The organism is Allotamlana fucoidanivorans, from assembly GCF_006265225.1.
Classification (GTDB): domain Bacteria; phylum Bacteroidota; class Bacteroidia; order Flavobacteriales; family Flavobacteriaceae; genus Allotamlana; species Allotamlana fucoidanivorans.
Genome location: NZ_VDCS01000009.1, coordinates 14014 through 33762, shown reverse-complemented (window position 1 = coordinate 33762; position 19749 = coordinate 14014). Strand labels below are relative to the sequence as shown.

General features: G+C 35.2%; 13 protein-coding genes. 10 read left to right on the top strand and 3 right to left on the bottom strand.

All coding sequences use genetic code 11. From position 1 onward, the window contains the following. Window positions 1-22: 22 nt before the first annotated feature. From FGF67_RS10035 to FGF67_RS10010, 6 genes are all read left to right on the top strand, one after another. Window positions 23-1189 (top strand): formimidoylglutamase, encoded by a 1167-nt coding sequence (locus tag FGF67_RS10035; protein WP_139697333.1) that lies wholly within the window; start codon window positions 23-25, stop codon window positions 1187-1189. Between the two features lie 163 nt (window positions 1190-1352). Next, complete coding sequence (gene porK / locus FGF67_RS10030; protein ID WP_139697331.1) at window positions 1353-2714, top strand: T9SS ring complex lipoprotein PorK/GldK; 1362 nt, start codon at window positions 1353-1355, stop codon at window positions 2712-2714. Between the two features lie 82 nt (window positions 2715-2796). Then, on the top strand, window positions 2797-3432 hold the full coding sequence (porL, locus tag FGF67_RS10025) for a type IX secretion system motor protein PorL/GldL (protein ID WP_139697328.1): 636 nt from the start codon (window positions 2797-2799) through the stop codon (window positions 3430-3432). Between the two features lie 54 nt (window positions 3433-3486). Next, window positions 3487-5049: a type IX secretion system motor protein PorM/GldM gene (gene porM, locus FGF67_RS10020; protein WP_139697326.1), complete on the top strand. Its 1563-nt coding sequence runs from the start codon at window positions 3487-3489 to the stop codon at window positions 5047-5049. Window positions 5050-5108: 59 nt separating this feature from the next. Beyond that, window positions 5109-5999 (top strand): type IX secretion system ring subunit PorN/GldN, encoded by an 891-nt coding sequence (gene porN, locus FGF67_RS10015; protein ID WP_139697323.1) that lies wholly within the window; start codon window positions 5109-5111, stop codon window positions 5997-5999. Between the two features lie 101 nt (window positions 6000-6100). Further along, the gene (locus FGF67_RS10010) at window positions 6101-7141 is read left to right on the top strand and encodes an NAD(P)/FAD-dependent oxidoreductase (protein WP_139697321.1); all 1041 of its coding nucleotides are present in this window, start codon (window positions 6101-6103) and stop codon (window positions 7139-7141) included. Window positions 7142-7198: 57 nt separating this feature from the next. Here FGF67_RS10010 and FGF67_RS10005 read toward each other — a convergent pair whose 3' ends face one another. Further along, window positions 7199-7585, bottom strand: coding sequence for a DUF983 domain-containing protein (locus FGF67_RS10005; protein ID WP_139697664.1), 387 nt, complete (start codon window positions 7583-7585; stop codon window positions 7199-7201). An 84-nt stretch (window positions 7586-7669) separates the two neighbouring features. Here FGF67_RS10005 and FGF67_RS10000 point away from each other — a divergent pair, with 84 nt between their 5' ends. The 4 genes from FGF67_RS10000 to FGF67_RS09985 all read left to right on the top strand — a co-directional run bounded on the left by FGF67_RS10000 (window position 7670) and on the right by FGF67_RS09985 (window position 15277). Further along, entirely contained in the window at window positions 7670-9580 is a 1911-nt protein-coding gene (locus FGF67_RS10000; RefSeq protein WP_139697319.1) for an ABC transporter ATP-binding protein, read from the top strand. A 75-nt stretch (window positions 9581-9655) separates the two neighbouring features. Continuing rightward, on the top strand, window positions 9656-10783 hold the full coding sequence (locus tag FGF67_RS09995) for an efflux RND transporter periplasmic adaptor subunit (protein WP_139697317.1): 1128 nt from the start codon (window positions 9656-9658) through the stop codon (window positions 10781-10783). After that, window positions 10783-13977, top strand: a complete 3195-nt coding sequence (locus FGF67_RS09990) for an efflux RND transporter permease subunit (RefSeq protein WP_139697315.1) — start codon at window positions 10783-10785, stop codon at window positions 13975-13977. The genes FGF67_RS09995 and FGF67_RS09990 overlap by 1 nt, the downstream gene beginning before the upstream one ends. Next, the gene (locus FGF67_RS09985; RefSeq protein ID WP_139697313.1) at window positions 13961-15277 is read left to right on the top strand and encodes a TolC family protein; all 1317 of its coding nucleotides are present in this window, start codon (window positions 13961-13963) and stop codon (window positions 15275-15277) included. Before FGF67_RS09990 ends, FGF67_RS09985 begins: the two co-directional genes overlap by 17 nt. Window positions 15278-15444: 167 nt before the next feature. On the opposite strand, the gene FGF67_RS09980 is transcribed toward FGF67_RS09985, so the two are convergent. Continuing rightward, window positions 15445-18009, bottom strand: a complete 2565-nt coding sequence (locus FGF67_RS09980) for a glycoside hydrolase family 2 TIM barrel-domain containing protein (RefSeq protein WP_139697310.1) — start codon at window positions 18007-18009, stop codon at window positions 15445-15447. A gap of 267 nt (window positions 18010-18276) precedes the next feature. Beyond that, complete coding sequence (gene metK / locus FGF67_RS09975) at window positions 18277-19530, bottom strand: methionine adenosyltransferase (protein ID WP_139697308.1); 1254 nt, start codon at window positions 19528-19530, stop codon at window positions 18277-18279. Window positions 19531-19749: the final 219 nt, after the last annotated feature.

Sequence of the window (19749 nt, the reverse complement as noted above, 5' to 3'; positions counted from 1 at the left end):
CCACAAATAGTTTTAAGGCCATATGAATTTTAATTTCTTATCTCCAGTTTCAGATTTAGTACTTGCTCATAATGAACTGCTTTCGCCTCATGCTTTAGGAAGAAAGTTGAAAATTCACTCTGCTCAACAGGGTATTCCCGATTTAGAAGGTGTAGCAATAGCTATCATTGGTGTGCTTGAAAACAGAAATGATATCAACTATATAGGGGAAGAGTTTCAGTTAAATGAAATTAGGAAGTCTTTTTATAGTCTATTTCCAGGGAGTTGGAATACCTTAATAGCCGATTTGGGCGATATCAATAGGGGAGAAACCGTTGAAGACACCTATTTTGCTTTAAAAGAATCTATTAGTATTCTGGTAGGAAAGAAAATTATACCAGTAGTTATAGGAGGTTCTCAAGATTTAACATATGCTAATTACAGAGCTTATGATACGCTTATTCCTATGGTTAATATTGTAAATGTTGATGCGCAGTTCAATCTGGGAGATTCTACAAAACCAATCAAGAATAATAGTTTTGTGGGAAAAATAATCCTTGACGAGCCTTATAACTTATTCAACTATGCTACTATTGGGTATCAAACCTACTTTAATTCTCAAGAGGAAAAAGATTTAATGGATAGTTTGTATTTTGAATCCTATAGGTTAGGTGAAATATCAAGTGATATTACTTTGGCAGAGCCTGTACTGCGAGACGCAAATATTGTTAGCATAGATTTGAATGCTGTTAAAGGCTCTGAGCTAAGCCTGCATCAGCGATATTCACCCAATGGTCTGGATGGTAAAGAAATTTGTGCCATAGCCAGATATGCTGGTATAAGTAATAAGGTGTCTTCTTTTGGAATTTATGAGTATAAGCCTTCTAAAGATGATGAGATGACCTCCATGTTGATGGCTCAGATGATCTGGTATTTTGTAGAGGGCGTTAATTTTAGAGTGACTGACGATGATTTCTCTGATGAAAACAGTTATCAGAAGTTTATAACGTTGGTGGATGATGAAGAACTGATTTTTTATAAAAGTAACAAAACAGGCCGATGGTGGATTGAAATCCCTTTTTTGGCTGAAGTCAATAATAAATTGAAAAGACATACGTTATTACCTTGCATGCATCAAGATTATCTAGATGCCTGTAACAATAAGGTGCCAGAGCGCTGGTATAAAGCCTTTCAGAAGAATTGTGTTTGAAAGGGGAATACTGGTTAAACTGTTAATTTCATCGGTGAAATGACATTTTTTTACGATGAAACGACATTTTTTTAGATAAAAAGTTGTTTTTTCGAAAATATATAAATATGTTTACGCTCTCGAAAATCAAGCTAAATAATTTAACCTCGAGTTTACTATAGATATGAAGAAGCTTTTATTATTAACCGGAGTATTAGTAATTCTTGCCAGCTGTGGCTCTAAAGATAGAGGCGAGCTGGTAGGTGTCAAAGGGAAAAAATGGCATCCAGAAAAACCTTATGGTATGGAACTTATTCCTGGAGGAGCATTTATAATGGGTAAGGCAGACGATGATCTGGCTGGCGTTCAAGATGCTCCTGCAAAAACAGTAACTGTTAGAGCCTTTTACATGGACGCAACAGAAATCACCAATAGCGAATATCGCCAATTTGTGAATTGGGTAAGAGATTCAATTGTAAGAATGAAACTCGCGGTACTAGCTGATGAGGTTGGTATGACTCCTGAGGATGGAGGTATTGGAGAGTATGCATTTAAAGATGCAGATACAGCCAATATGTCTGTTTATGAGAAGTATATGTTTGAAAACTATACTGGCTTAGGTCCAACAGGGTACGAAGGAAGAAAAATAAACAAAGATGTAGATCTAGTTTTTGATACTTCAGAATATCCAGATGAATATTATACTGAAGTTATGGATACTATGTATTTACCGCTTGAAGAATCTTATAACGGACAGCGTACTTGGGATGTGACTAAATTCAAGTTTCAATACAGTCATATGGATATTCAAGAAGCCGCTAGAAGTAGAGGTGTTAAGCGTAAAGACGTTATTATAAAGGAAGAAATTGAAGTGTATCCAGATACTACTGTTTGGATTAGAGATTTCGCCTATTCTTATAATGAGCCTATGCATAATGATTATTTCTGGCATGATGCCTATAGTGATTATCCTGTAGTTGGTGTTACTTGGAAACAAGCTAAAGCATTTTGTGAGTGGCGAACTATTAATAAGAATAGCTATTTAAAATCAAAAAAAGGTACATCACCTGTTAATACATTCAGGTTACCTTCTGAAGCAGAATGGGAGTATGCCGCAAGAGGCGGTTTACAAGCTGCTACTTATCCTTGGGGAGGGCCTTATACAAAGAGCGATAGAGGGTGTTTTATGGCAAACTTTAAACCTGTAAGAGGGGATTACGCAGCAGACCAAGCACTTTACACCGTTGAAGCGAAGTCTTACGAGCCAAATGATTATAATCTATATAATATGGCTGGTAATGTGGCCGAATGGGTAAATGCATCCTATGATCCATCATCTTATGAGTACACCTCTACCATTAACCCGAGTGTTAATGATAATGATAATCAACGTAAGATTGTAAGAGGAGGATCTTGGAAAGACGTAGCATACTTTTTACAAGTAAGTTCAAGAGATTACGAATATGCTGATTCAGCAAGAAGTTACATTGGTTTCAGAACCGTTCAAGATTACATGGGGACAAAAGTAACCAAGAGCGGAAACTAATTTGTGTTAAATCAAATCAATTATAAACTATTAATTAACCTACTTAAGTATTAACCTACTTAACATTTTAAAACCGAAAATTATGGCAAAGTCAAAAGCAAACAAAAAATTCATGAATATGGCTTACGGATTAGGAGCAGCAATTGTAATTGTTGGTGCCTTATTTAAGATTATTCATTTTGAAATTGGACCGTTAACAGGTAATGTTATGTTAACCATTGGTCTTGTAACTGAGGCAATTATATTTGCATTATCAGCATTTGAACCTGTTGATGAAGAATTAGATTGGTCTTTAGTATATCCAGAGTTAGCAGGAGGACAAGCTTCAAAGAAAGAAGCTAACCAAGATGCACAAGGCTTACTATCAAAAAAATTAGATGACTTATTAAGAGAAGCTAAAATTGATGGAGAATTAATTGCTAGCTTAGGAGAAAGCATCAAAAACTTTGAAGGTGCGGCAAAAAATATGAGTTCTACTGCAGATTCTATTGAAGCAACTAAGAAATATGGTGAAGAATTATCATTAGCTGCGGCTCAAATGGAATCATTAAATAGCTTATACAAAATGCAATTAGAAAGTGTAAATAAGCAAGCTACAATTAATGAAGAGTCAATCGAGAATGCTGCAAAGTTAAAAGAGCAAATGCAATCTTTAGCGTCTAATTTATCATCGTTAAACGGTGTATATGGTGGTATGCTGTCTGCAATGAGTAAATAATTAGGAGTGTTAATAAACCCAAATCAAAATTAATTAACCAAAAACCTAATTAACATGGCAGCAGGAAATTTATCACCCAGACAGAAAATGATTAATCTGATGTATTTAATATTTATAGCAATGCTAGCATTAAATATGTCAAAGGAGGTGCTTTCAGCCTTCGGATTAATGAACGAAAAGTTAACGAAGTCAAACGTTGCTTCAACCCAGCAGAATGACAATTTTATGGCGAGTTTAGAGCAAAAAGCTTCAGATCAGCCTGAAAAGTATGAACACTTAAAAGCTAAAGCAGAGTCCATTGATAAATTGGCAGAAGAGTTTGATACTTATTTAGAAGAGTTGAAAGGTAAAATGACCGCCAAGATTGATGATCCAACCGACTATGAGATTATGGATAAAGGCGATTACCTAGACGAAAACTTTTTTAAAGGAGATATAATCAAAGAAGAAGGTCAAAAGTTTCTTGATCATATTAATGGCTTTAGAGAAGGCGTTGTAGAAATTTTATCTTCAGAAAAAGGAATGGAATCTGTAATTGCAGAAGTGAAATCTGAGTTTAGTACAGAAGAAGTTACAAACCGTGATGGACGAAAAGTAAGATGGTTAGACTATCATTACAAGGGTTTTCCTTTGGTAGCTTCTTTAACAAAAATGACACAACTTCAAGCGGATATCAAGAATACTGAATCAGAAGTTTTGGCAACTATGTTACAAGGAACCTTATCTAGTGAGGTGTCTATGACAAACTATACTACCTTAATGGAAACTTCTAAATCAGCTTACTTTAACGGTGAGCAGTTTGATGGAGAAATCGTTCTAGGTAGAAAAGATGCATCAACTAAACCAAAAAGAGTTGAGTTAACTTTAGATGGTAGAAAACTTTCCGAAGATCAGTATACTATTGAAGATGGTAAAGTGAAATTGAAAGTGGGTACCGGTGGTGTTGGAGAACACAAAATTGAAGGGAAACTTATTTTTGGTGAAGATGGTGAAGAAATTGAAGTTCCTGTAAACTCGTCATTTGCAACCGTAGCAAAACCAAATGCAGCTACTATTTCGGCTGATAAAATGAATGTAGTATATCGTGGTGTTAAAAACCCAATGACCATTTCATTTGCTGGTATTCCTGATAATAAAGTCTCTGCCAGTGCCCAAGGTTTAAGTAGAACTTCAGGAAGTAGCTATGTAATGGATGCCACAAGTATTAGAGGTAGAGAAGTTACTATTAATGTAACGGGAACTTTACCTGATGGTGGAAAAGTTAGTGATAATGCTAAGTTCAGAATTAAAGATTTACCGAAACCAACAGGAACAGTTAGAGGTGAAGATGGTGCGTTAAAAATGCAACGTAGCTCACTTAAAATATCTACCATTGGAGCTAAATTTGATGATTTTGATTTTGAGTTACCTTTAAAAGTTACAGGATTTAAATTTAAAGTACCAGGGCAGCCAACTATCAATGTAAAAGGAAATAAGTTAGATGGTAGAGCGCAACAAGCACTTGCTAAGGCAAAACGAGGTTCTGGTATCCAAATATTTGATATCGAGGCAAAAGCTAGTGGTGTAAGTGTAATACTTAAAAAAGTATCGCCTGTTTTTGTTGAATTAACAAACTAATACTATGGCCATAATGTTTGGTTATGGCCATGGAATTTTTAATGAAAAATAAGAATAAGATGAAATTAAGAAGTTTTTTATTAACCGTTGCAACTGCTTTTACAGCAACAACTCTGTTTGCTCAGGCAAATATCTTAAATGCTAAGACTCCTGATGAAATAGGTGTGAGAACAGCTAGTCAAAAAGCGGTAGATAATGATAAACCTTTAGAATATGGATATGTTGATGACAGAGATATCTTGTTTTCAAAAATGGTTTGGGAAAAAATATCGCTTGATGAAAGAGCAAATTTTCCACTATATTATCCCATTGACACCAATAACATTGGTAAAGACAGACGTTCATTATATGATGTGTTAATGAAAAACATCAAAAATGGAACTATTGAAAACATCTATGATGATTCTTATTTTACTACCAAGAGAACGCTAAAAGATATTGAAGCTGCGTTAACTATGGTTGATACAACCGAGTTGGGTATTGAACAAATCAATGCAGGAGAAGAATTGTCTGCTGAGTATATTAATAGAAGAACCATTACGGCTGCCGATATTAAAGAGTATCACATTAAAGGTTTGTGGTATTTTGATAAACGTCAGGCCGAAATGAAATATAGATTACTTGGTATTGCTCCAGTAGCACCAGATGTTAATTTCATTGATACAGATAGCCCAGACTTAGTGCCATTATTTTGGGTTTGGTTTCCTGATGCAAGAGAAGTATTGCATGAAGCAAAATCATTCAACAATTCAAACAGTTCTATGCCTTTTTCATTTGATCATTTGTTAAATGCTAGACGTTTTCAAGGTTATATTTTTAGAGAAGAAAATGTGCAAAATGACCGAGCTGTTACAGAATATGTTTCACAAAATGCTTTAATGCAATTGTTAGAATCAGAAAGAATAAAGAATAAAATTAGAGATTTTGAGCTTGATATGTGGACCTATTAGTCCCATAGAATTATAAACGAAAAGACCTGCTTATATTTAAGCGGGTCTTTTTTTGTTTTTACTAAATATAAAAATGGTTTTCTCAGTATATTTGCGAAACTATGAAAGTAGATTATATAGTAGTAGGTCTGGGGCTTGCAGGCGTGTCTTTTTGTGAACAACTAAAGGCGCATAAGAAAAGTTTTGTTGTTTTTGATAATAGCTCACAGCAGTCTTCTATGGTGGCCGGTGGATTGTATAATCCCGTTGTTTTAAAACGATTTACAACAGTATGGAAAAGCAAAGAACAACTCGATTTGGCCTTGCCACTTTACGCTAAAATTGAAAAAGAACTTGGTATTCAAATAGATTATAAACTACCTGTTTATAGAAAATTTGCATCTTTAGAAGAACAAAATGATTGGTTTGGCGCATCCGATAAGCTTAATCTTTCAGAATTTCTTTCTCCTAAAATTATTAAGAATAACAACCTTGCTATTGAGGCATCCTATGGATTTGGAGAGGTGTTACATACGGGACGGATTGAAGTAAAAACACTTATTGAAGCTTATGTCTCCGATTTAAAGAATAAGGGTGCGTTTTATAGCGATTCGTTTCAATATGAAGATATCAGGAGTAAAGAAGAAAAGTTGTATTATAAGGGGATTCAAGCGTCAAATATTGTGTTTTCTGAAGGATATGGTATAACAAAGAATCCGTATTTTAACCAGTTACCCCTTAATCCAGCTAAGGGCGAACTACTGGTCATTCACGCACCCGAATTGCAAATTGATTTTGTTTTAAAGTCGGCGGTGTTTTTAATTCCTATGGGAGAAGATTTATATATTGTTGGGGCTACTTATGAATGGAAAGACTTAAGTAACCAAGTAAGTCTAAAAGCTAAGGAAGACTTATTAAATAAACTAAAAAAAATAATCAACTGTTCGTTTGAGGTCGTTGATCAAGTAGCTGGAATTAGACCTACTGTAAAAGATAGAAGGCCGTTGGTAGGAAGACACCAGGAGCAAAAAAACATGTATGTTTTAAATGGTTTAGGCACGCGAGGTGTTATGATTGGTCCGTATGTAGCAAAACAACTTTTTGACTTTATTGAAAAGAATATCCCTCTAGATAAAGAAATAAATATAGACCGTTTCATATAATGTTATATAAACTGCCTAATTTGAGTTTTTTATAAAAAATCAGGATTATGTGATGGCTTATTGTTTTTTAGCCAAAGATTTATCGTAACTCATAAAAAAGTTAATCCAAATATTTCTTGAAAGCCTTAAAATGATAGGCATACAAACTATAAGGGTAATCACAATAGAGATAAAAACCGTGTTAATATCTGCATTAAAAACAAAGAATGAAATAATAAAGGCAGCAACAGCAAAGGCAATACCAACGGCATAACTAACATACATAGAGCCGTAAAAGAAAGAGGGCTCTATTTTGTACTTTGTGCCGCAGTTTGAGCAGGTTTCATACATGTCTAAAGCTTCCGAAAGTATATAAGGATTCTTATTTTTAAACATCGATTCTTCATGGCACTTCGGGCAAGTTCCCGTAAAAATACTATAAAGTTTTGATCCTTTTTTAAACATATAATTTGTGTATTTTTGCTGCGCAATCTCCTTGCTAAAATACGGTTTATATATAAAAAGCACGGTGACAAAAGTTACATTTCTATGATGAACATTCATAATTTATCCATTTCATTTCAAGGAGAATACCTTTTTGAAGACATTACCTTTAAGTTAGGGAACGGTGATAGAGTTGGGCTTATTGGTAAAAATGGAGCTGGTAAATCAACAATGCTTAAAATTTTATCAAAGGAAATGGAGCCTGATACAGGGCAAATAGCTGCTGATAAAGAACTCAAAATTGGGTTTTTAAAGCAGGATATAGACTTTATTCAAGGGAGAACAGTGCTTGAAGAATCTTATGAAGCATTTACTGAGATAAAGACCTTAGAAGCCAAGATGGAAGAGGTTAATACTCAAATGGCAGAGCGCACAGATTATGAAAGTGACAGCTATCATCAATTAATGATCGATATCAATGATCTGCAACATCAATATGAAGTGCTAGGTGGGTACAATTACCAAGGAGACACCGAAAAGATTTTACAAGGTTTAGGATTTAAGCGGGAAGATTTTGATAAACTCACCGATACTTTTTCTGGAGGGTGGCGCATGCGTATTGAGTTGGCTAAATTATTACTTCAGAATAATGATATTTTGCTACTTGATGAGCCAACCAACCATCTTGATATTGAATCTATTATTTGGTTGGAGAATTTTTTAAGAGGATATACAGGAGCTGTGGTAATCGTATCGCACGATAAAATGTTTTTAGATAATGTAACCAACCGCACAATAGAAATATCATTGGGCCGCATTTATGATTATCCTAAACCATATTCTCAGTATTTAGTGTTGCGTGAAGAATTAAGAACCCAGCAATTGGCTTCACAAAAAAATCAGCAGAAGCAAATTGAGCATACCGAGAAACTGATTGAAAAGTTTAGGGCTAAGGCTTCAAAAGCAACTATGGCGCAATCGTTAATAAAAAAACTTGATAAGATTGATAGGATTGAGGTTGATGAAGATGATAATAGCGTAATGACTTTAAATTTTCCAGTCTCTATTACCCCCGGAAAAGTGGTGGTTGAGGCTGAAAGCGTTTCAAAAAGTTATGGCGATAATGAAGTTTTGAGAAACATTAATTTGTTGATTGAACGTGATAGTAAAACAGCTTTTGTAGGCCAGAATGGTCAGGGAAAATCTACACTGGCAAAGATTATGGTTGGTGACGTTAAGTATCGAGGCACATTAAAATTAGGACATAATGTGCAACTAGGGTATTTTGCTCAAAATCAAGCAGAGTATCTTGATGGTAATAAAACTGTTCATGAAACCATGATTGATGCCGCTAATGAAACCAACAGGAGTAAGGTTCGTGATATTTTAGGATCGTTTTTATTTAGAGGAGAAGAGGTTGATAAATACGTAAGTGTACTCTCTGGGGGTGAACGTAATAGATTGGCTTTGGCTAAGTTAATGTTACAACCCTTTAATGTGCTTATTATGGATGAGCCGACCAACCATCTCGATATTAAATCTAAGAATGTTTTAAAAGAGGCTTTAAAGCGTTATGAAGGAACCCTTATCTTAGTGTCGCATGATCGTGATTTTCTACAAGGCCTCACCAATAAAGTGTATGAGTTTAAAGATCATAAAATCAAAGAGTATTTAGGAGATATTGACTATTACCTAGAACAACGTAAGGTTGAAAGTTTAAGGGAGGTAGAAAAGCGCACAGCGGTGAAACAAGAACCAAAGGAAAAGAAACAAACGTCTTATGAAGACCAAAAAAAGTTAAAATCTTTGAACAATAGATTGAGCAATGTAGAATCTAAAATAAATCAATTAGAAAAAAAGATTAAAGCGATTGATGTTGAATTGGAGATTAATTATGAAGAAACTACATCTAAGCCTTACTTCTTTGATAGTTATCAAAAATTAAAATCAGATTTAGAAGATCTTATGGCGCAATGGGAAACTGTTCAGATGGAAATTGAGGCTTTTGAAAACTAGTCTTTTAGGTTTTTTTTAACTTTTCGGCATTATACTAATCGATAATTTTGCAGGCTAGACCATCAAAAAATTAGCATGCGAAAAATTATACTCTCCTTTTTAGGCGTTTTATTTATTGTGCTTTCTGTTTTAGTAGCTAAAAAGCTCATAGCCAATAAACATAAACCCAAGCCAGTTAAAGAAAAAGTTGTTAAAACTGTTTTTACAGATACGGTAAAAAATGGAACCGTTCCCATTGTGATTCCAGCTAACGGAAGTTTAGTGGCCAAACGCAGGGTTGAGCTTTACGCTGAGGTACAAGGTGTGTTCAAGTCATCAAAAAAGTTATTTAAGCCAGGACAAAAATACAGAAAAGGGGAGCTGCTTATTAGTATGAATGCCGAAGAGTATTATGCCAGTGTACAATCTGCAAAAAGTAATTTATATAATACCATAGCGGCCATTATGCCCGATTTACGTTTAGACTTTCCAGATGTTTATCAAAAATGGCAAGACTATTTACAGGGCTTTGATTTGAGTAAAACAACCCCTCAATTGCCAAAAATGTCTTCAGAAAAAGAGAACTTTTTTATTACAGGAAGGGGTATTGTTTCTAGCTACTATAATGTTAAGAATTTAGAGCAGCGGCTTTCCAAATACAAAATTTCGGCGCCCTTTTCGGGTGTTTTAACCCAAGCTTTGGTAACCGAGGGATCGTTAATCAGAGTGGGACAAAAGTTAGGGGAATTTATTGATCCGTCTGTATATGAAATGGAAGTGGCTTTAAGTAAGCGTTATGCTAGTTTGCTTAAAGAGGGTGAAGATGTTGTGCTGCAAAATTTAAACAAAACAGAAACTTACCAAGGGGTGGTTTCAAGAGTTAATGGTAGTGTAAATGCAACCACGCAAACCATTACAGCCTATATAGAAGTAAAAGATGAGGCTTTAAAAGAAGGTCTGTATCTAGAAGCACGACTGAATGCAAAAGAGGAAACCAATGCTGTTGAAGTAGATAGGAATTTGCTTTTAGAAGGCGATCAAATCTTTGTAGTGAGAGATACCATTTTAGATGTAATACCTGTAAAACCTGTTTATTTTTCGGAAACAAAAGTGGTTTTGAAAAGTATCCCTAATGGGGAGATAGTTCTAAAAAAAGCAGTGCCAGGGGCTTATGCGGGTATGTTAGTGCGGCCTTTTAAAAATGTTAAAAAAGCAAGTAAATAATGAGAAAAATTATTGCTTATTTTATAAGGTATCACGTTGCAGTTAATGTGTTTATCATTGCTTTTGTCATTTTTGGTGTTTTAGGGGTATCATCATTGCGCTCATCCTTCTTTCCATTAGTGGACTCTAGAATTATAAACATCAATGTCACCTATCCAGGTGCTTCACCTCAAGAGATTGAAGAAGGGGTTGTGTTAAAAATAGAGGATAATCTAAAAGGCTTAAGGGGTATAGATAGAGTGACTTCTGTTTCAAGAGAGAATAGTGGGGTTATCACGGTTGAAATAGAAAAAGATGAAAATATAGACTTCATGTTGTTGGAAGTGAAAAATGCAGTTGATAGAGTGCCATCATTCCCGACAGGTATGGAACCATTAATTGTGGCTAAACGAGAAGAGGTAAGGCAAACCATATCCTTTGCGCTTAGTGGTGATAATGTACCCTTAGTGACTTTAAAGCAAATAGGCAGGCAAATTGAAAATGATTTAAGAGCCATTCAAGGTATATCACAGGTTGAGGTTTCAGGCTATCCTAATGAGGAAATTGAAATAGCCGTTAATGAAACGCGTTTACTCGCCTATAATTTAACATTTGCAGATGTAGCACAGGCCATTGGTTCTGCCAATATTTTGGTGACTGGCGGAAATATTAAAACAGATATTGAGGAGTACCTAATTAGAGCTAATAATAGGTCGTATTACGGTGATGAACTGTCAAATGTCATTATTAAAGCAACTAATGAGGGAGAAACAGTAAGATTGAAAGATGTTGCTGTGATACGTGATCGATTTTCCGAAACCCCTAATGCCACTTTTTTTAATGGTGATTTAGCCATTGATATAACGGTGACGAGTACAAATAATGAAGACCTAATTTCTTCTGCTGATAAGGTGAAAGACTATATTGAAGGTTATAATCAGAGTCATAATAATGTAAAACTGAATGTTGTTCGAGACTTGTCAATAACCTTAAACCAGCGTACACAACTGTTAACGGAAAATGCTATTATTGGAATAATACTGGTATTAGCCTTTTTGTCTCTGTTTTTAAACACCCGTTTAGCGTTTTGGGTGGCTTTTGGATTGCCAATTTCCTTCTTGGGGATGTTTATTTTTGCAGGACAGTTTGATGTTACTATAAACGTTTTATCTCTGTTTGGAATGATTATCGTTATTGGTATTTTGGTTGATGATGGAATTGTGATTGCTGAAAATATTTACCAACACTACGAGAAAGGAAAGTCTCCAAAACAGGCTGCTATTGATGGTACGATGGAGGTTATTCCTCCAGTAGTCTCGGCTATTATAACCACCTTGTTGGCCTTTTCTTTATTCTTATTTTTAGATAGTAGAATTGGAGAGTTTTTCAGTGAAGTCTCAGTTATTGTTATTTTAACACTTGTGGTATCACTAATAGAAGCCCTAATCATTTTGCCTGCGCATTTAGCTCACTCAAAAGCATTACAAAAACCCGTAGAAGAAGAGAATCCTTCTAAAATTAAACAGTTTTTTAGCAAAATGCGTTCTATAAATAAGATTGGTGATAGGTTTATGGTGCTTTTACGAGACAAAGTCTATTCACCAGTTTTAAATGCTGTGCTCAAATATAAATTGTTGGCCTTTGGTGTTTTTGTATCGCTTTTAGTGCTAACTTTTGGAGCCATAGGAGGTGGTGTCATTGGAGTAACTTTATTTCCTAGTATTGCTAGTGATCAGGTTTCTATTGAGTTGGATATGCCTAAAGGTACCAATGAAAAAATTACAGATTCTATTATTTCTATGATAGAAGAGAAAGCTTTAATTGTAAATAAAGAGCTTACTGAAGAATTTATGCCAAGCATGGGCAAAGAACTTTTTGAAAATACCATATTGAGCTTAACCAGTTCTTCAAATGCAAGACTTCGTATAAATATGTTACCAGGAGAAGAACGTCCGGATGCTATAAACTCAAGGTTGGTGGCTAATAAAATTAGGCAGGCTGTGGGACCTATTATTGGTACGGAACGTTTAATCTTTGGTTCGGGAGGTAATTTTGGAGGAAGCCCCGTTTCTGTTTCATTATTGAGTAACAATATTGATGAGTTAAAGGCCGCTAAAATAGAGTTGAAAAAGGTACTTGAAACTAACCCATTATTAAAGGACGTTGAAGATAATGACCCCGCAGGAATTAAAGAGATTAGATTGCAATTAAAGGAAAGTGCGTATTTGTTGGGGTTAGATTTGCGTACCGTTATGAGTCAGGTTAGAGCTGGCTTTTTTGGCGTTCAGGCACAACGTTTTCAACGTGGACAAGATGAGATTCGGGTTTGGGTACGTTATGATAGAACCAATAGAGAATCTATAAATCACCTTGATGATATGCGTATTGTAACGCCTATGGGAACCAGAGTAACCTTAAAAGATATCGCAACGTATTCCATAGAAAGAGGCGATGTGGCTATCAATCACTTAATAGGACAACGTGAAATACAGGTTTCTGCCGATTTAAAAGATCCAAGTACAAGCGCAACAGATATTATTGATGATATTAAACTTAATATCATACCAGAAATTCAGTCACGTTATCCTACTATTTCGGCTTCGTTTGAAGGACAAAATAGAGAAGCCTCAAAGCTATCAAGTTCCTTAAAAAAGGCAGGTATTCCTATTTTGGTTTTAATTTACATAACCATTGCATTTACTTTCAGAAGTTATAGTCAACCATTGTTATTGCTTTTACTAGTGCCTTTCAGCTTAACAGCAGTAGCATGGGGACATTGGTTATTAGGGTTTCCTGTAAATGTATTGTCTTTATTAGGGATTATAGCCTTAATTGGAATTATGGTGAATGACGGGCTTGTGCTTATAGGAAAATTTAATGGTAATTTGAGGGAAGGCATGACCTTTGACGCTGCCCTTTCAGAAGCTGGGAAGTCAAGGTTTAGAGCCATATTTTTAACGTCATTAACAACCATTGCAGGCTTGGCACCACTTTTACTTGAAAAAAGCAGACAGGCTCAATTTTTAAAACCTATGGCTATTTCTATTTCTTTCGGAATAGCCTATGCTACCATTCTAACCCTGCTCGTATTACCGCTGTTTTTGTCGTTTAGTAATGCTATTAAAAAGAATGTGAAGTGGTTAGCTACAGGAAATAATGTAACTAAGGAAGAAGTTGAACGTGCTATAAAAGAACAACATGAAGAAGAATTTTAAGTATAGCCTGATGTTTTTGATAGGGCTTCTGCAAATTTCTATTGGAGCTCAAGAAGTGATAACACCTGAAAAAGCGGTTAAAATTGCACTAGAAAACAACTATGGTATTAAACTAGCATACACAGATGTTCATATTGCTGAGAATAATGCCGATATTTTGAACTCAGGTTATTTACCTACAGTTACGGGTAATGCAGGAGCCAGTTTTACGGTTAATGATGTTGATGGGGAAACCGCGCAAGGCCCTATAAGTAGAGGTGATGTAGAGAGTTCAAGATATAATGCTTCTGTAGATTTGAATTATGTATTGTTTGATGGTTTGGGTCGTAGCTATAATTATAAACAGTTGAAAGAAACCAAACAGCTTACAGAATTACAAGCACGTGCTACTATTGAAAATACCATATTACAGTTATTTACGGTGTATTATAATGTTGCCGAAATGACAGAAAACATCGGTGCTATTGAGCAGTCATTTGCTATTTCAAAAGATAGACTGCTTAGAGCAAAGTATCAGTTTGATTATGGACAAAGTACAAAGCTAGATGTGCTCAATGCTGAGGTAGATGTAAATAACGATAGTATAACTGTTATGAATTCAAAACAACAGTTAAGAAACTTTAAAAGGGATCTTAATTTAGTGTTGGGGAATACATTGAACAATGAGTTTGATATAGATTCTGAAATAGCCTTTAATACGCTATATGATAAAGAAGAATTGATTCAAAAAGCATTGTCTGGTAATGTAAGTATTATGTTAGCAAATAAGGGCATTGCTATGACGGAGCTTGGTGTAAAAAATCAACGATCTGCCTATTTGCCAACTATAGGTTTAATAGGTAGTTATGGTTGGAATCAAAACAATAACCCTGCGAGTTTTACCACAGAAATTTCAACGGTTGGTTTAACAGGAGGTTTAAATTTAAGGTGGAATTTGTTTGATGGAGGTAACACCATTACACGAGTAAATAATGCAAAACTTAATTTAGAAGCGCAGCAGATTGAAAAAGAACGCATTTTGGTAACGCTTGAAAGAGATTTTAATAATGCGTGGGAAAATTATTTAAACAGACTTGAAATATTCAAACTACAGGAAGATAACATAAAAACAGCTCAAAATAATTTCAATAGAACTGAGGAGAAATTTAAATTGGGTCAGGTTAATTCCATACAATTTAGGTTGGCTCAGGTAAATCTTCTAAATGCCGAAGTTAATAGAAATAGAGCTAAATATGCCGCTAAAATAGCTGAGTTGGAAATGCTTCAGATTAGTGGCGATCTTTTAAATACCACCTTTTAGAAGTTATTATGCAGATAATGTTTTATGACGAAAACGCCCACTGTGTAATTCCTAAAACTAGAAATAAAAAGGATTGTTGTGTATTCTGAAAAAGAATAAGAGGAAAACTCCAGAGAAGAAACTTCTCTGGAGTTTTTTTAGTTTAATAACGTATTGTAATGAAGTTCTTACTTTGAACTGATGATAATGGTTTTATCATTTAACCCTTTTGCCTTAGCTGTTATTTTAATATCTCCCTTCTTATTTGTAGATTGAATTATGGCCAAGCAACGGCCTTTGTGGGTTGTTATTTTATTGGTTTGAAAACCTTGAACATTATCACGAGCGCCATTGTCAACCCCTAATAGTTTAGCCGGCCCCTCAATGTCAAATTCAATTTCTGTTTCTTCGGTTTTTACAGGATGACCAATGATATCAACTAGTTGTATTTCAAGGTGTGCTACATCATAGGCATCTGCTTTTAAAAGAACATTGTCAGTCGTGAAATTAAAATCAACAGGTTTGGAGGTTGTATGAAGTTCTGCAATGATTTCTTGTCCGTCAAAACCAGTACGAGCAGTTAAAGTACCTGCTTCAAAAGGAATAGTCCATCTAAAAAGACGATCTGGACTTTCAGACATACTTCTGCGTCCTAAAGAACGACCATTGATTAAAAGTTCAACTATAGTGTAATTTGAACAGACTTCAACAACCACCGTTTCACCATCTTCATAATTCCAATGCATATTAGAATCGCGCCAATTATAAGCATTGCTGTTTTCTGGTAGCTGCTGACCAGAGATAGCCTTTTGTTTAAATCCAGATTTAGCAATAGGTAGTGTGCCTATTGAAATATGAGGTTTGTTTACCCAAATAGATTTAAAATAATTCCAACCTTGATATTTGAAACCAGCTAAATCAAGTAAATCACCCCAACCACTTTTTTGCGGCCAGTCTCCATGGCGCTCTCCCATATAGTCAATACCAGTCCACATAAAAATGCTAAATACACCTGGGTTTTCAATAACTTGTTTCCAATCGTCCCATGTACCTGGATTTTCATTAATAGTGATATGTGTGTCAGGGAAATGTTTAAGAGCCCAAGGAATATCTTTATTTCTGTAACTAAATCCAGCAATGTCAACAGCATCGGCATAGCCGCTCACTAAACTGGTTTGTGGAACTACCAAGTTAGCAGTAGTAGGTCTGGTGGTGTCTAATGCTTTTACCCAATCATTTACTTTAGTAGCTGTTTCGGTTAATATATAATCACCTTTTTCATTGGCGTCGTAACGCTTTTTTATTTCATCTGGAGACAGTATAGGACCGCTTCCCCAGTATTTTCCAGAATTTTGTGGATCGTTCGGATCTTTCCAAAAACCAGTAGCATACCTGTAATGCAGGTACGTCCATTCAATTTCGTTACCAATACTCCACTGAAAAACACTTGGATGGTTTCTGTCTCTTAACATAGTCCGTGTTAAATCACTTTTTCCCCATTTTTGAAAGTGTTCAACATAGCCTCTTGTTATATAATCGTCATGACGATCGTGGTAATTTTTACGTTTATCTTTGGCGTAGTCTAGCTCGTCAAAAAATTCGTTTTGAACTAAAATTCCCATTTCGTCACAAAGGTCCAGAAACTCTTCAGAGTATGGATTGTGTGCTGTTCTAATGGCATTTACCCCACAGGCTTTAAGTTTTTCAAGGCGTCTTTTCCAAACACCTTTAGGTACAGCGGCACCAACTAATCCAGCGTCATGATGAATACAAACGCCTTTCACGTCGGTGGATTTTCCATTAAGGAAAAACCCAGAATTAACATCAAATTTTAAACTTCTAATACCAAACGGGGTGGTGTATTGGTCTATTAAGGTTCCGTTTTGAGTTACGGTGGTTATAGCTTTATACATGTATGGGTTTTCGCAATCCCATAATTCTGGAGATTTAACCTGAAGTATTTGTTTAAAGGTATTTTCTGTATTGGTGTTTAAGGTAGCATCTTCTGTAAAACTAGCCACTTCTTTTCCTGTTTGATTTAAAATTTTAGTACTCAGTGAAAAGGTGTTGCTATTTTTTGAGTCGTTTTTTATTTTAATCTCAATGTTGACTTTGGCTAGGTCTGAGGTAATTTCAGGAGTAGTTAAATAGGTGCCCCAAATAGGAATATGCAGTTTATTGGTGGTCACTAATTTTACATTGCGATAAATGCCACTACCTGTATACCATCTGCTGTCGGCATATCGAGAATGATCTACATGTACTGTTAAAACGTTTGTTTTTGAACCATCATTTAATTTGTCGGTAAGGTCAAAATAGACAGGTGAGTAACCATACGGGTTTTCACCTAATAACTCACCGTTTAGCCAAAACGTGGCATTATTATAAACCCCATCAAAAAGAATGTAGCAGTTCTCATCGGTTTTATCAATGGGTGTTTTAAAATGCTTCTGATAAACACCTACACCACCAGGTAAATAACCTGTGGCCCCTTCATAAATAGAATCAAAAGCCATTTCAACACTCCAATCATGAGGTAGTCTTACATTCCGCCAATGCTTATCTTTCATAGGAATGATAGCTGGAATTACTGTGTCTTTTTGTAACTCGAATTTCCAATCGAAGTTGAAATCGATTTCTCTGGTAAATTGTTTTTTCGGACTATCTGTAAAAGACAGAAAAATAACAGGAATAATGAGTAATGCTAAAAGGGAGAATTTGCGGTGATTTTTTAGAAATTTATTTGACTTCATATTCTAAAATTAAATGTTACTAGTTTAGATTTAATTGAGGGATAAAAATACTTTAAAACTATGTTATGAGTTGTCAATTATTATTTTAAATGTATGACAAATGAGTATTATTAAGTTATTATCAAGTTTAATAATAGAGGTGGAGCCCTCGTTGACTTAAAAAGTTGGGAATATTTGTAGCATGTTCAGAATCTAAAATGAAGGTTTAGTAATAAAAAAGTCTCGTACTTTTATAGTCGAGGCTTTTTAAGAATCTATATGTTCAATTTATATACCGAAAGCTTCTTTCACTTTATCTACATAATCTAATTTTTCCCAAGTGAATAATTCAACATCCAATGTAATGGTTTCTCCATTAGGCTGAGAGAATGTTTTGGTTACGGTTTCATTGTGTCTTCCCATGTGTCCGTATGCTGCTGTTTCGCTATACATAGGAGATCTTAATTTTAAACGTTCTTCAATGGCAAAAGGACGCATATCAAATAGTTCTGAAACCTTTTCAGCTATTTCTCCATCGGTTAAGTTAAATGGGCATGTGCCAAAAGTGTCAATGAAAATTCCCATAGGTTCAACCACTCCAATAGCATAACTCACTTGTACTAAAACTTCTTCTGCAACACCTGCGGCAACCAAATTTTTAGCGATGTGTCTTGTAGCATAGGCTGCACTTCTATCAACCTTACTAGGATCTTTACCTGAAAAGGCACCTCCTCCATGCGCGCCTTTTCCGCCGTAGGTGTCTACTATAATTTTTCTACCAGTAAGTCCAGTGTCACCATGTGGTCCTCCTATTACAAATTTTCCTGTTGGATTGATATGGTATTTAATATCGTTATTGAATAACTTTTGAATGTCTGCAGGTAGCTTTTCAATAACTCTAGGAATAAGGATGTTAACAATGTCTTGTCTTATTTTGGCTAGCATAGTATCATCATCGGCAAAATCATCATGCTGCGTAGAAACCACAATAGCCTCAATGCGCTGTGGGATGTTATCATCACTATACTCAATGGTAACCTGACTTTTAGAATCAGGTCTTAAATAGGTAATCTCTTTATTTTCTCTTCGTAGTTCGGCAAGTTCTTTTAGTATAAGGTGTGATAAATCTAAAGCCAACGGCATGAAGTTTTCGGTTTCATTGGTTGCATAACCAAACATCATACCTTGATCTCCCGCGCCTTGCTCTTCTTTACTTCCTCTATCTACTCCTTGGTTTATATCTTCTGATTGTTCGTGAATTGCAGAAAGAACACCACATGAATTTCCATCAAACATATACTCACCTTTGGTGTAGCCAATTTTGTTTATGGTATCTCGCGCAATTTTTTGAACATCTAAATAGGTTGTAGATTTAACTTCGCCAGCAAGTACCACTTGCCCTGTTGTAACTAGGGTTTCACATGCTACTTTCGAGTCGGAGTCAAATGCTAGAAAATGATCAATTAAAGCATCACTAATTTGATCAGCTACCTTGTCTGGATGTCCTTCAGAAACACTTTCTGAAGTGAATAAATAAGCCATATTTTTTATTTTATGGTAAGATTTGACGATAACGTCGAAGGGAGTTTACACTGCCTTTAGCATTTTTATTTTATACTTAAAAGAAGTATAAAGAGGTTGCAATCAGTCAAATCTTTCCTCTATTATTTTGTGCATGCAAAAGTAAAAAAAAATAAAGAATCGGCATATGTTTTTATCTTTTTTAAGAAAAATTTGGTGGTCATGAATTTTATGTCAATT